The organism is Mesohalobacter halotolerans (assembly GCF_006120725.1).
GTDB classification, from domain to species: Bacteria; Bacteroidota; Bacteroidia; order Flavobacteriales; family Flavobacteriaceae; genus Psychroflexus; species Psychroflexus halotolerans.
In genome coordinates, this window is record NZ_SWMU01000003.1 from 354,817 (window position 1) to 368,461 (window position 13,645).

13 protein-coding genes are annotated in these 13,645 nt (G+C 33.7%); 9 read left to right on the plus strand and 4 right to left on the minus strand.

Annotated features, from left to right (window positions below; translation table 11 throughout):
• The first annotated feature begins 95 nt into the window (after positions 1-95).
• Positions 96-320 (plus strand): DUF3820 family protein, encoded by a 225-nt coding sequence (locus FCN74_RS08765; protein WP_138932216.1) that lies wholly within the window; start codon positions 96-98, stop codon positions 318-320.
• Positions 321-401: 81 nt separating this feature from the next.
• Entirely contained in the window at positions 402-2,009 is a 1,608-nt protein-coding gene (locus tag FCN74_RS08770) for a CTP synthase (protein ID WP_138932217.1), read from the plus strand.
• Here FCN74_RS08770 and FCN74_RS08775 read toward each other — a convergent pair.
• The gene (locus FCN74_RS08775) at positions 2,006-2,455 is read right to left on the minus strand and encodes an SRPBCC family protein (protein ID WP_138932218.1); all 450 of its coding nucleotides are present in this window, start codon (positions 2,453-2,455) and stop codon (positions 2,006-2,008) included. The genes FCN74_RS08770 and FCN74_RS08775 overlap by 4 nt on opposite strands.
• 176 nt (positions 2,456-2,631) lie before the next feature.
• On the opposite strand from FCN74_RS08775, the gene FCN74_RS08780 reads away from it, so the two are divergent.
• From FCN74_RS08780 to FCN74_RS08805, 6 genes are all read left to right on the plus strand, one after another.
• Positions 2,632-4,590, plus strand: a complete 1,959-nt coding sequence (locus FCN74_RS08780) for a peptidylprolyl isomerase (protein ID WP_138932219.1) — start codon at positions 2,632-2,634, stop codon at positions 4,588-4,590.
• A 4-nt stretch (positions 4,591-4,594) separates the two neighbouring features.
• Positions 4,595-5,449, plus strand: coding sequence for a peptidyl-prolyl cis-trans isomerase (locus tag FCN74_RS08785; protein WP_138932220.1), 855 nt, complete (start codon positions 4,595-4,597; stop codon positions 5,447-5,449).
• Entirely contained in the window at positions 5,433-6,863 is a 1,431-nt protein-coding gene (locus FCN74_RS08790) for a peptidylprolyl isomerase (RefSeq protein WP_246062595.1), read from the plus strand. The genes FCN74_RS08785 and FCN74_RS08790 overlap by 17 nt, the downstream gene beginning before the upstream one ends.
• A 5-nt stretch (positions 6,864-6,868) precedes the next feature.
• Positions 6,869-7,822 carry an AAA family ATPase gene (locus FCN74_RS08795; protein WP_138932221.1) on the plus strand — a complete coding sequence of 318 codons (954 nt, stop codon included), beginning with the start codon at positions 6,869-6,871 and terminating at the stop codon, positions 7,820-7,822.
• Between the two features lie 334 nt (positions 7,823-8,156).
• Positions 8,157-10,424 carry an aconitate hydratase gene (locus FCN74_RS08800; RefSeq protein ID WP_138932222.1) on the plus strand — a complete coding sequence of 756 codons (2,268 nt, stop codon included), beginning with the start codon at positions 8,157-8,159 and terminating at the stop codon, positions 10,422-10,424.
• Positions 10,425-10,652: 228 nt separating this feature from the next.
• Positions 10,653-10,925, plus strand: coding sequence for a hypothetical protein (locus tag FCN74_RS08805; protein ID WP_138932223.1), 273 nt, complete (start codon positions 10,653-10,655; stop codon positions 10,923-10,925).
• 118 nt (positions 10,926-11,043) lie between these two features.
• Here the strand turns inward: FCN74_RS08805 and FCN74_RS08810 are convergent, their stop codons facing one another.
• From FCN74_RS08810 to gldB, 3 genes are read right to left on the minus strand one after another with little or no spacing between them, the layout of a single operon-like run.
• Positions 11,044-11,442, minus strand: a complete 399-nt coding sequence (locus FCN74_RS08810) for a GTPase (RefSeq protein WP_138932224.1) — start codon at positions 11,440-11,442, stop codon at positions 11,044-11,046.
• Entirely contained in the window at positions 11,432-11,773 is a 342-nt protein-coding gene (gene gldC / locus FCN74_RS08815; protein WP_138932225.1) for a gliding motility protein GldC, read from the minus strand. The genes FCN74_RS08810 and gldC overlap by 11 nt, the downstream gene beginning before the upstream one ends.
• Before the next feature lie 3 nt (positions 11,774-11,776).
• The gene (gene gldB / locus FCN74_RS08820) at positions 11,777-12,739 is read right to left on the minus strand and encodes a gliding motility lipoprotein GldB (protein WP_138932226.1); all 963 of its coding nucleotides are present in this window, start codon (positions 12,737-12,739) and stop codon (positions 11,777-11,779) included.
• 81 nt (positions 12,740-12,820) lie between these two features.
• Between gldB and nadE the strand changes: the two genes are divergently transcribed.
• The gene (gene nadE / locus FCN74_RS08825; RefSeq protein WP_138932227.1) at positions 12,821-13,609 is read left to right on the plus strand and encodes an NAD(+) synthase; all 789 of its coding nucleotides are present in this window, start codon (positions 12,821-12,823) and stop codon (positions 13,607-13,609) included.
• Positions 13,610-13,645 lie beyond the last annotated feature (36 nt).

The window sequence follows — 13,645 nt, forward strand, 5'->3', positions numbered from 1 at the left end:
ATAATTTTTTATAAAACCCTTGAGTTGGCCTATCTTTGAATACTAAAGTTTTGAACTATTGATGACATTCCTAAAGGCTTAATTAATCTTGAATTATAGAAGAATTGAACTCTAAAGCTTATCTGAAAACACTCGCCAATACCAAAATGCCTTTTGGAAAATACAAAGGTTACTATTTAATTGATATTCCTGAATATTATTTGCTATGGTACAAGCAAAAAGGATTCCCAAAAAATAAACTGGGCTTACAGATGCAAGAGATTTTAGAACTCAAAGTCAATGGTTTAGAAGATATAATACGACCATTAAAGAACTCTTAAAAATATATCATGTGTCGAGTCAGTTATGTTGAGATTAATCTCTATTTTTGCATCCCGTAAAGACATCATTAAGATATCATCATGGCTGACACAAAGTATATTTTTGTTACAGGCGGTGTGTCATCGTCTCTCGGGAAGGGCATCATCGCAGCATCTCTTGCCAAACTTCTTCAGGCAAGGGGTTTTAGAACGACCATCCAAAAACTTGACCCATACATCAATGTGGATCCAGGCACACTAAATCCTTATGAGCACGGTGAGTGTTATGTGACCGATGACGGTGCAGAAACCGATTTAGATTTAGGTCATTATGAACGGTTTTTAAACGTTAAAACTTCACAAGCCAACAATGTTACCACAGGTAGAATTTATCAAAGTGTGATCGAAAAAGAAAGACGTGGTGAGTTTCTCGGTAAAACAGTTCAAGTAGTCCCTCATATTACCAACGAAATTAAAGAGCGTATCCAAATTTTAGGGAATACTGGTGAGTATGACATTGTGATTACAGAAATTGGAGGTACAGTAGGTGATATTGAATCTTTACCCTATATTGAAGCTGTAAGACAACTCAAATGGGAACTGGGCGATTATAATTCTCTCGTCATTCATCTTACACTTATCCCCTATTTGTCTGCTGCTGGAGAGCTTAAGACTAAACCTACTCAACATTCTGTAAAAACCTTGATGGAAAGCGGTGTTTCTGCTGATGTTTTAGTATGTCGAACAGAACACGAAATCACGCAGGACATCAAAAGAAAACTGGCGCTTTTTTGTAATGTCAAGGAAAATGCAGTCATACAGTCGATCGATGCCAATACGATTTATGATGTGCCTTTATTAATGCAAGAACAAGGTTTAGATACTATTACATTAGAAAAACTGAAGCTCCCTAATGATACCGAGCCAGACTTAAACCAATGGATAGAGTTTTTAAGAAAGTATAAAAATGCCGAACAAGAAGTCAATATTGGACTAGTAGGTAAATATATTGAATTACAAGATTCTTATAAATCTATCTTAGAGGCATTTATCCATGCCGGAGCCATAAATGATGTGGTTGTCAATGTGGTTAATATCCATTCTGAGTTTATTGAAGAAGATTCAAAAGGGACAACACTTGACGGAATTCTTGTGGCGCCAGGCTTTGGTGAACGTGGTATTGAAGGAAAAATCGCCGCAGTAAAACATGCCCGCGAAAACAATATTCCATTTTTTGGGATATGCCTTGGTTTACAAATGGCAGTTATAGAATATGCTAGACATATTTTAAAACTAGAGGATGCCAACTCGACAGAGATGGACGACAATACACCACATCCCGTTATTGATTTGATGCAAGACCAAGTAGATGTCATTAATAAAGGCGGAACCATGCGTCTCGGTGCTTGGGATTGCGAATTGAAACGCGATAGCTTAAGTCACAAAATTTATGGTTCTCATCAGATTTCAGAACGCCACAGGCATCGCTATGAGCTTAATAATAAATATTTAGAACAATTAGAAAATCATGGTTTAGTTGCCACAGGCAAAAATCCCGAGACTAATCTCGTTGAAATTATGGAATTACCCAACCATCCATGGTTTATAGGTGTTCAATTTCACCCAGAGTACAAGAGTACAGTTGCCAATCCGCATCCGTTGTTTGTGTCATTTATTAAAGCGGCAAAAGAGCGCGCTTGTAATAATTAAGTGTTTACTGAAATTCCTTGTTCAGCAAAGGTTTTAAAATCTTTCATTACCGTTTTGGAACGATTTTTAAAAATACCAGGGAGTAGCCTTCCGACAATTCTCATATAACCGTTAAACTCAAACATACTTTTGGTTTTCCAATAAGTTGAGTTGTTGTCTAAACTTTCAAAATAATTTTCTTGATAACTCACCATACCCTTTGAAGTATATCGGGCATGCCAATGATGTGGTAGTTCACATTTGGTAATGGTTTCTATCATTTCGATATCTCGACCCTCAAGCTTAATACTAAGTTTACGCTTGGCACCTTTTTCTCCGCTTTTACCTTTGAGAAGTTTAGTCGATTTCAAACCGCGTTGCCAATACTTCAGGTTGTCTGGGTTTTTAAACAATGCCATCACTTCATCTATAGGTTTATTTATAATAATGTCAGTAGAATAAGTCATAATACAAATTAATTTAATGCCATACAATGCCACCCTTTCAAACTAGTTTTTTATACAAAAATTGGCATAATTCTAAGATTCTTAATTTTAAGCGTTTAAGTCATTTAAGTGTTTTGAAAAATTTAAGCTTTTAGAAATTTGAATTTACTAAATTTGTCGGTTGAAAATTTCAAACCATGAAACTTAAAATGACTACCAATAATAGATGTGTTTATGTATTTGTCTTTTTGGTTTTGGGAAGTTTTACAAAATCTATATCTCAAAACAATTTAAGTGATAGTCTTGTCTTTAGTATCAATGAAAACAAAGTTTATCAATCTGAATTTATAAATCAGTATAAAAAAAATTCTCAATCAAATTTTGAAGATGATAGTTTAAGCCCCGAAGACTATGCAGAAATGTATTTACATTTTAAGCTCAAAGTTGCGGCAGCAAAAGAAGAAGGCCTTGATACTTTACCTGAATTTTTAAAGGAGTTTGAGCGGTATCGCAAACAACTAGCTGACAAGTATATTTCTAATGGAAAAGTCACCGAACAATTAGTTCAAGAGACATATTATCGCATGACCAACGAAATTAATGCGAGCCATATTTTAATTAGTTTAAAGCCTAATGCCACACCAGATGATACATTAAAAGTTTATAACACCGCAATTGATATCCTTAAAAAAATAGAAAATGGAGCATCTTTTGCAGACTTAGCTGTAAATTATTCTAATGACCCGTCTGCCAATATCAATCAAGGTGATCTAGGCTGGTTTAAAGCTTACAAAATGGTTTACCCATTCGAATCTGCAGCGTACAATCTAGAAATAGATGAAGTTTCTCATCCGGTCAGAACACAATTTGGGTATCACCTTATCAAAAAAAACGATCAGCGTCCATCTAGAGGAAAACTTGAAGTTGCTCATATCATGAAAGATCTAAAGACTAAGGATAGCACATACAATGCTGAGTCTGAAATTCAAAAGCTGTATCAAAAACTTCAAAACGGTGAAAAATTTGAAGATTTGGCAAAACAGTTTTCCGATCATAAGCCAACTGCTCCCAAAGGTGGTATTTTGTCTCCATTTAGTGTAGGGCAACTCAATTCATCAAAATTTGAAAATATCGCCTTCACTTTAGACACAAATAATCCCTTATCTAAACCCTTTAATACCAAGTTTGGTTGGCATATTGTAAAATATATAGATGAAACACCTGTTAAACCTTTAGATGAAATAAAATCTGAAATTATAAGGAACATTAAAACTTCAGACCGTTCCAAAAAATTAATAGAAAATATTAAAAAGGAATTGACCAATCAGTATGAAGTCGTAACCAATTATGAAATTTTATCTACTCTTGAAGACAGGTTAAATGATAGCATTTTAAAGTATAAATGGCGTTACAATCAAGATATTGAGGATGACAATCAGTGGATTCTAAAAATTGAGAATAACCGTTATACGTTAAAAGCGTTTTTAGAATACATTGAAAAGCAACAACGTAGCTTTAAGTCATCAACTATCAATGAAAAAATTAACGTGGCAATTGATAAATTTACTTATGCTAAATTAATAGCAGTTCACAACCGCAATTTAGAAAATGTCTCCCCAGAGTTTGCATCTGAAATAAAAACTTATTTTGAAGGCCTTTTGTTGTTTGAGGTGATGGAACAAAAAATATGGAACCCAGTCAAGGAAGACACTTTAGGACAAAAAGAGTATTACAAAAACCACCAAAGTAACTTTGTAAGTAATGTAAAAATAAATGCTTTAATGGCTTCAAGCTCTTCAAAAAAAGACGCAAAGAAAATTAAGAGAACAATTCAGAATAAGCCAATCAATGTGTTGAGAAAAGAATTCCCTGATAGTATTTTTAAAACTTTAAACAACATTTCAATTAATGACCCAATACTTCCTGAAAATCTTAAACTAAAAGCTAATAAAGTAAAACTATATCACTACAATAATCAGTATACTTGCTTGGATATAAAAGAAGTTATTCCTTCAAGAGTATTACAATTTAATGAAGTCAGAGGGAAAGTAATAAGTGAACTTCAAAAAGAAAAAGAAAAGAAATGGATTGCTCAATTAAAACAAAAATACGATATTAAAGTTAATCATAGATTAATAAAATCGCTACAACTCTAGACATTTGAAAGCAAAACTAATTTTCATATTATGCTGTCTGGTTTTTTTGCCAGGTTGTGATTTGTTTCAAAAACAAAAACCTGAAGATGCCATAGCCAAAGTCAATGCACATATACTATACAAAAAAGACCTCGCAAATGTCATTCCTAAAAATCTATCAGAAGAAGATAGTTTAATATTTACCAGGTCATTTATCAATGAGTGGGCGATGGATAAAATTATATTAGATAAGGCAAAGTTTAACCTTCCTATCAAAAAACAAGAGCGCTATCAAGATATGGTAGAAAAATACAAATCTGAACTTTTTAAAAAGGCTTATATGGATGCAATGATCCAAAAACAAATAGACAGTCTTGTGGATAGTACGGCAATAAAAAATTATTACGAAACCAACAAAGACATGTTTAAGATCAATGAATACTTATTGAAGATTAGGTATTTATATATAAAAAACGACTTAAAAAATTTCTCAAAAATAAAAGAGAGCTTTAACCGTTTTAATCTAAACGATCAAGATTTTTTAATCTCAGAGCAGCTTAAATTTGACAAAGTAAAACTCAATGATTCTGTTTGGGTAAAATCTTTGAATGTTTTTAAAGATTTATCAAACCTAGATTCTGAACAACACCAGAAAATTTTAAGCCCGAATCGATACCTTGAATTTAAAGACAGCATCGGAAGTTATTTTATCTATGTTAAAGATGTATTAAAACCCAATTCTATGGCACCAGAAAGCTATATTAAGCCTACTATTGAGCAAATTTTAATCAGTAAGAAAAAACAAAGTCTGAAGAAAAGCCTGGAAAAACAAATTTTACAAGACGCGATAAAAAATAATACATATGAAATATTTGAATAATTATATCATCATATTGACTTTGATATTAACTGCCACCTCTTGGTCTCAAATTACGATTGATGAGGATGATAACCTTATTAAAGACGATAAGCAGAAAAGTGAACTGCTCGTAGACAATATAGACAATCAAAGGGTCAAGATAGATGGCATCGCAGCAGTTGTAGGAGATTATCTCATACTTGAAAGCGATATTTTAAAAGCCAGAGAAGATCAAAAGGCACAGGGATTGTCAGGTAAAGAAGTCAGCAAATGCTTTATTTTAAAACAAATTATGGAAAATAAGTTATTTGCCCATCATGCAATTCAGGATAGTATTGAAATCCAAGAAGAGATGGTTAATAGCCGGACTGAGCAACAACTTCAGTATATGGTTAATCAAGCAGGAAGTCTTCAAAAAATACTTGACTTTTATGGCAAAGACACCGAGGAAGAATTGAAAAAAGAATTGTTTGATATCAACTTTGAAACGGTATTAGCTCAAGAAATGCAAGGTAGTGTTGTTGAAGAAATTGAGGTTACACCTGCTGAGGTTAGACAATTTTTTGACAAAATACCAGAAGATGAAAAACCATTTTTTGGGACTCAAGTTGAAGTTTCCCAAATTGTTATAAAACCAGAAGTTACAGAAGAGCAAACTCAAAAAACCGTAGATTTTCTCAATAAAATACGAGAAGACGTCATAGAAGATGGTGCCCGGTTTTCTTCAAGAGCCGTTTTGTATTCAGATGATCGCGGTACGAGAAGCAAAGGTGGAAAAATCCCTGATGTCAGTCGAGATTCACCCTTAGTTAAAGAGTTTAAAGATAAAGCCTTTAGTCTTGCAGAAGGTGAAGTGAGTAAACCCTTCAAAACTGAATTTGGTTGGCATATTCTGACGGTAGATAAAATCAGAGGTCAGTTTGTCGATGTACGACATATTCTCAAATTCCCTGAAATTACAGATGAAGCTGTTGAAAAGGCACGCAAAAAAATTGAAACGTTAAAACAACGCATAGAAGATGGTGAAATCAGTTTTGAAGAAGCCGCAAAAGAATTTTCTGATGAAGCAGAGACATCAGAAAGTGGTGGGCAACTTATAAATGATCTTACATTAGACAAGCGATTTGAACTGAGTAAAATGGATCCCGAACTCTACAATAAAATTATTAATTTGAAAGAAGGTAAAATTTCACCAGTATACACAGAAAGCAATAAGAGACAACAACCATTCTTTAAGATTCTTACGGTCACTAAACGCATAAAAGAACACGAAGCAGACTACAATAAAGATTATGCAAGAATTAGTGATTTAGCATTAAAGCAAAAAAAAGTAAGAGAAATACAAAAATGGCAAAAAAGCAAAATGAAAGATACCTACATCAAAATTAGTAAAGACTACAAATCCTGTGATTTTGCTAAAGACTGGTTAAAATAAAAATTATGTCAGACGTTAAAGGAATAGAACAATTTGTTGAAAAACATAAACAATTAAAACAAGAAGTTTCAAAAGTAATCGTTGGACAAGATAATGTGGTTAACCAAATATTAATTGCCATATTTTCAGGAGGTCATGCATTATTAATAGGTGTTCCAGGACTAGCCAAAACACTTATGATTAATACGATATCTCAAGCTCTAGGTTTAACTTTTAAACGCGTACAGTTTACACCAGACTTAATGCCAAGTGATATTCTAGGCTCTGAAATCCTCGATGCACAAAAGAATTTTAAGTTCATTAAAGGACCTGTATTTACCAATATTTTACTGGCAGATGAAATCAACAGGACGCCACCAAAAACACAATCGGCACTACTCGAAGCCATGCAAGAGAAAGCAGTCACTATTTCTGGACATCACCGAAAACTTAAAGCTCCTTATTTTGTTTTAGCCACTCAAAACCCTATTGAACAAGAAGGTACTTACCCCTTACCAGAAGCTCAGCTTGACCGATTCATGTTTGCTATAAACCTCGAGTACCCAAGCTTTAAAGAAGAAGTTGAAGTTGTTAAAAACACAACACAAAATCTATCTCGTGATATAAAAGCTCTATTTGAAGCACAGGAAATTATAGATATTCAACAACTCATAAGACGGATGCCTGTTGCTGACAATGTTATTGAATATGCCGTAAATTTAGTATCCAAAACTAGACCTGATAACAGCAGAAGTAATGACTTTATAAAAGAATTTGTAGATTGGGGAGCTGGACCTAGAGCTTCACAAAACCTCATACTTGCTGCCAAAACCAATGCTGCAACTCAAGGCAAGTTTTCTCCAGATATTGAGGACGTCCAAGCAGTAGCCTATAGTGTATTAAAACACAGAGTGATTAAAAATTATAAAGCTGAAGCTGAAGGTTATAGCATAGAACAAATTATTGAAAAGTTGCTCTAGCTTTTTAAAGCCTTGATTTTGTTTCATAAAAATTGAACCTTAGTATTTAAGTGGTTTGAATCTTTATGTAACAAACTAAAATCACAATCATTTTACTTAATCTAAGATGACAACATTTAGAATCATATTAAATTAAAAAATGTTTGTTGAATTTTTTTTCACATTCATAATTTTTTTAGGTTAAAATTATCAATATAATGTATTTTATCCCTACAATCACCTTTATTATTAAATAATATTCAATTAACAAGGCTTTAAATTCAATATATTTTAAATATCTTCAGATTTTATTATATTTGTTACTCCTTAAAAATCATTAAACAATTTATAAATTATGGCATTTGATATTGATATGATAAAGGCTGTTTATAGCCAAATGGCAAATCGTGTAGAAAAGGCAAAAAATGTAGTTGGAAAGCCACTCACATTATCTGAAAAGATTTTATATTCCCATCTTTCAGAAGGAGAACCTAAAAAAGCATACACCAGAGGCAAAGACTATGTTGAGTTTGATCCAGATAGGATTGCCTGTCAAGATGCGACAGCTCAAATGGCGCTTTTGCAATTTATGCAAGCAGGTAAAGACAAAGTTGCTGTGCCCACTACAGTACATTGTGACCACCTTATACAAGCTAAACAAGGTGCCGCTAAAGATTTGGCTCGAGCAAACGAAACTAGTAACGAAGTTTTTGACTTTTTAGAATCGGTATCTAACAAATACGGTATTGGATTTTGGAAACCTGGTGCTGGGATTATTCACCAGGTAGTATTAGAAAATTATGCCTTTCCTGGAGGAATGATGATTGGAACTGATTCACATACAGTAAATGCTGGCGGACTTGGAATGGTAGCTATAGGTGTGGGTGGAGCTGATGCTGTAGATGTTATGGCCGGTATGCCTTGGGAATTAAAATTTCCTAAACTCATTGGAGTAAAACTTAAAGGAAGTCCACAAGGCTGGACAGCGGCAAAGGATGTCATCTTAAAAGTTGCAGAAATCTTAACCGTTAAAGGTGGTACCGGTTGCATCGTAGAATATTTTGGAGAAGGTGCAAATAACTTATCATGTACTGGGAAAGGTACTATTTGTAATATGGGAGCCGAAATTGGAGCAACGACTTCAACATTTGGTTACGACGATTCTATGGAGCGCTTTTTGAGAGCTACCGATAGAAATGAAATTGCTGATGAAGCCAACAAAATAAGAGAACATCTTACAGGAGATCCAGAAGTATATGAAAATCCAGAACAATATTTTGATCAAGTCATTGAGATAGATTTAAATACACTTAGACCACACTTAAATGGACCATTTACTCCAGACCTGGCTACACCTGTTGGAGAACTTGGTAAAAAAGCAAAAGACAATGATTGGCCGATAAAAGTAGATTGGGGCTTAATTGGATCATGTACCAACTCTTCTTACGAAGATTTAACCCGTGCAGCATCTATTGCTGAGCAAGCAGTCAAGAAAAAATTAAAACCAAAATCAGACTTTGGCATTAACCCCGGTTCTGAACAGATACGATACACAGCAGAACGTGATGGTCTCCTTAAAGTCTTTGAAGACCTTGGCGCAACAATATTTACAAATGCTTGTGGCCCATGTATCGGTCAATGGGACAGAAGCGATGTAAAAGAAGGTGAAAAAAATACAATCGTTCACTCTTTCAATAGAAATTTCTCTAAACGTGCAGATGGCAATCCAAACACACACGCATTTGTTGGCTCACCAGAAATGGTTGCTGCAATAGCTTTATCTGGTCGGTTAGACTTTGATCCTATTAATGATACCTTAATCAATGAAGATGGTGAAGAAGTTAAACTTGAAATGCCTCAAGGAATAGAACTTCCGGAGAAAGGATTTGAAGTTGAAGATAATGGATACGTAGAGCCTAAAAAAGATGGCAGCAATGTTGAAGTAAAAGTTGATCCAAACTCTAACCGCATACAACTTCTAGACCCTTTTGAACCTTGGGATGGTGAAAACCTCATGGGTGCTAAATTATTAATCAAAGCACACGGTAAGTGCACAACAGACCATATATCAATGGCTGGTCCATGGTTAAAATATCGAGGACACCTTGATAATATTTCTGATAATTGTTTGATAGGTGCTGTGAATGCATTTAATATGAAAACCAATTTTGTTAAAAGCCAGATCACTGGAAAATACGATGCTGTTCCTAAAACACAACGCCAGTACAAAGCAGAAGGTATACCAACAGTCGTCGTGGGAGACCATAACTATGGCGAAGGTTCTTCTCGTGAACATGCGGCTATGGAACCTAGACATCTCGGTGTTAGAGCTGTAATTGTAAAGTCTTTTGCAAGAATCCATGAAACTAACTTGAAAAAGCAAGGTATGTTAGGTTTAACTTTTGATAATGAAAATGATTATGACTTGATTCAAGAAGATGATACGTTCAACTTTATCGATCTTAAAGACTTTGCTGAAGATAAACCACTTACATTAGAGCTTGTTCATGCAGACGGTTCTAAAGACACTATCAAGCTAAACCATACCTATAATGAAGCTCAGATTAATTGGGTGAGAGAAGGTTCTGCTTTAAATATGATAAAAAAGCAAAACAAAGCTTAGTCCTTTTTTAAGAGTATATTTTTGAAAATTAAAACGTCCGTAAAGGCTCTTGCGCTTTAACGGACGTTTTTTATAACAATCAGTTTCAAAAAAATATTTTATGTAAATCCTGTAACAAATTTAAAATGGACTCGTCTTATATATATAACACGTGTTGAATAAATGATCTAAAACTTATTTTATAAACAATTGAACAATAAATGTTTAATCAACTAAAAACTAAAAATTATGTATAATATCATATTAATTTTCGCAATAGGTGTGATGAGTCAAAATGAAATTTTGTCAAATACCAATGATACTGAAACCAAAGACCTTAAAGAATGGGTTTATTGGAATGCCTTTAGCCAAACCTTCAACAAAACAGCAGATTATTGGCAAGCTGAATCTGCAGCATTAGAAGCAGAAGATAACGCCAGCGATGTTGTTGAAGCAGAAGAATGGCTAGCTGAAATTGAAGGTGTTAAAAAAGAAAAACACAATAAGAAATTCCACTTTTAGTTTGTTTGAGTTAATTTTAATTTAGTTAAACCCCTGACAAAAACTGTTAGGGGTTTTTTAATTTTAGTCAAACTTATGCAATACTTAATTTAAGATTAATTCAAGGATAGATATCCATTTATTCAGGTAATTCAATTGATTTATAAATATATCTATTTATTCTATCTATGAGTTCTTTTACAGTTTTGATTTGCTCTAAAGTGTTATGACTCATGAGCAAATCAAGCTCATATTGGTCTTCGACTAAAACTACCGGCAACTCAAATGCTGGTCTAAATTTAGACTTGTAGAGTTTATTAAACTCATCAGCGTGCAAAAACTTCATCTCAACGTCAGATTCTTGTCTGAATTTTTTCCAAACCTTTTTTTCTTTAAATGCCCCATAAGTGAGTTCACACAATTTACATTGATAAGTTTTTGGACTGAAGATTTTATGTGCTGAATCTAAGACTGCATTTTTGAGTCCAGAATCCGCATTATAAACAAATATAAGTTTGGGTTTGTTATTATTTCTCATGGTCTTTTAACTCTAACTTTTCGGCGAAATAATCGCAAAAATCTTTCATGGTTTTACTCATTTTTTCATCTTGCGTTGCACGATAGTAAGTATCGCTCATAGTAACAAGGGTTTGATGAAAAAAGTGTTTCATCTCATCTACTGGCATATCTTTTGTCCACAAATCAATACGCAGACTCTCTTTGGCCTTATGGTCCCAAATCGACAGAAAAGCCGCCTTGGCTTCAGCATGATCTATACCTCCATCCTCAGCTGACCAGGTAATGTCTTCGGGAATTTTGTTTTCATCTGTCGTAACACGCAAGAGAATATCTGATGTTTTTTTACTCATAATTTAAGGTTTGTACTTCGATTGATTAAAAAGTTCTTGTTCTGGTAATTCTAAAATAGCTTTAAGACTTTTGTTAGGATGTTTTTCTGCATAGGCTTTTACGATTTGCCAACCTATGTAGGCTCCTAATCGAGGTGGCGTTTCATTATCAATTTCCAGATAAAATTTACTAAACGGTGCATCTTGTAAAAAGCGTCTATTTAAATCGGTTTTACTGGAATACAGCATATCTCGTTCTATAAAGTATTGCCAGACCATGTACTCCTGCTCAGTAGCCCAACGAAAATCTTTAGCTAAATATCCAACTAAACGATGATCCTCGATCCAGGGTAAGACTCGAGATTTAAAATACAATTTTTTACCCTCAAAAATCATTTGGCTTAAAAATGTTCGGGAATTTGGAAAATCTATCATCCGATTAGCATATTGATGGGCGATGTCGGGTAAGATTTGGGATGGTTTTTGTAATGCAGATATATATTGTTGTAATCCCTTGTAAAACTTATGATCTTCACCTAGATAGTTATCTAAAGAAATATATAATATATCATCACCCAAAACCACTTTAGACTTATAATCTACATATTCGGCTAAGGTTACAACTTTGGGAATAGATTGCTTCGGGAAATAATATTTGAGATGTTTAAAAAATAAAGTAATTTCATTTTGATAATCAGAGAAATCGGGAAAAGCTGTTAAAACTTCTTGTTCTATTTCATTTTGTAATGTGTCTTTTAATTTTATTTGCCATAAACTATCTGGAATCGAATTCTTAAACATAAAAGGATAATCTGTTTTTAACCGTTTTAAATCCTGAGGACCAGCACTCGCAAAAATACTATCAAAACGGATAATATTGATATCCAATTTCATTTTTGAGATTTCAGGCTTAATTTGCCTATCTTCTTGACATGAAAAAAGTAAACCAACACTAAAGACAATAAATACAATTAATATTTTTTTCATAAAAACTTTTAAGGTTGAGGCCTAAAACTTAGTTTTCTTTATTTTTAAAATAATTTGACAAATATACCAAAATACAAACGCATGAAAACTCAAGCTATTATTAATCATATTGTAAAATGGTTGAAAGATTATGCCAAAGACAATAAACAAAACGGATTTGTAGTTGGTGTTTCCGGTGGAATAGATTCTGCATTGACCTCAACACTTTGTGCAGAAACTGGTTTAGATGTTCTTTGTTTAGAAATGCCTATTCATCAATCTAAAAATCAGGTATCTAGAGCAATAAAACATATTGAATGGCTCAAAAGTAAATATCCCAATGTGAGAATGACTCAAGTTAATTTGACGCCTGTTTTTGAAAGTTTGTTGGAGGCATTACCCAATGTTGATGACGAAGAATCCAGACTCATGTCTTTGGCCAATACTAGAGCCAGATTACGTATGACATCTTTGTATTACTTTGCTGCTCTAGAAAACCTTTTGGTCGCTGGAACAGGAAACAAAGTTGAAGATTTTGGAGTAGGTTTTTATACCAAATATGGTGACGGTGGGGTTGACATCAGCCCTATCGCCGATTTGTTAAAAACTGAAGTTTATGAACTGGCCAAAACTATTGGAGTCAATAGTGATATTTTAAAAGCTCCTCCAACTGATGGCTTATGGGGTGACAGCCGGACGGATGAAGATCAAATTGGGGCTTCCTATCCAGAATTAGAATGGGCGATGCATATGAAGGATCTCGGGAAGACCCCATCAGATTTTGATGGCAGAGAAAAAGAGGTTTTTGATATTTTTATGGATTATAACTCAAGAAATCAGCATAAAATAAAAGCTATACCAGTATGTGAAATACCGCAGGAATTCAAGTGATTAAACCTATTGATTATAATCTTTTGTAGCATAAAA

Coding starts and splice junctions, on each gene's coding strand:
- FCN74_RS08770 (WP_138932217.1), top strand. CDS start 402: ATGGCTGACACAAAGTATATTTTTGTTACAGGCGGTGTGTCATCGTCT.
- FCN74_RS08775 (WP_138932218.1), bottom strand. CDS start 2,455: ATGACTTATTCTACTGACATTATTATAAATAAACCTATAGATGAAGTG.
- FCN74_RS08780 (WP_138932219.1), top strand. CDS start 2,632: ATGAAACTTAAAATGACTACCAATAATAGATGTGTTTATGTATTTGTC.
- FCN74_RS08790 (WP_246062595.1), top strand. CDS start 5,433: ATGAAATATTTGAATAATTATATCATCATATTGACTTTGATATTAACT.
- FCN74_RS08795 (WP_138932221.1), top strand. CDS start 6,869: ATGTCAGACGTTAAAGGAATAGAACAATTTGTTGAAAAACATAAACAA.
- FCN74_RS08800 (WP_138932222.1), top strand. CDS start 8,157: ATGGCATTTGATATTGATATGATAAAGGCTGTTTATAGCCAAATGGCA.
- FCN74_RS08805 (WP_138932223.1), top strand. CDS start 10,653: ATGTATAATATCATATTAATTTTCGCAATAGGTGTGATGAGTCAAAAT.
- FCN74_RS08810 (WP_138932224.1), bottom strand. CDS start 11,442: ATGAGAAATAATAACAAACCCAAACTTATATTTGTTTATAATGCGGAT.
- gldC (WP_138932225.1), bottom strand. CDS start 11,773: ATGAGTAAAAAAACATCAGATATTCTCTTGCGTGTTACGACAGATGAA.
- gldB (WP_138932226.1), bottom strand. CDS start 12,739: ATGAAAAAAATATTAATTGTATTTATTGTCTTTAGTGTTGGTTTACTT.
- nadE (WP_138932227.1), top strand. CDS start 12,821: ATGAAAACTCAAGCTATTATTAATCATATTGTAAAATGGTTGAAAGAT.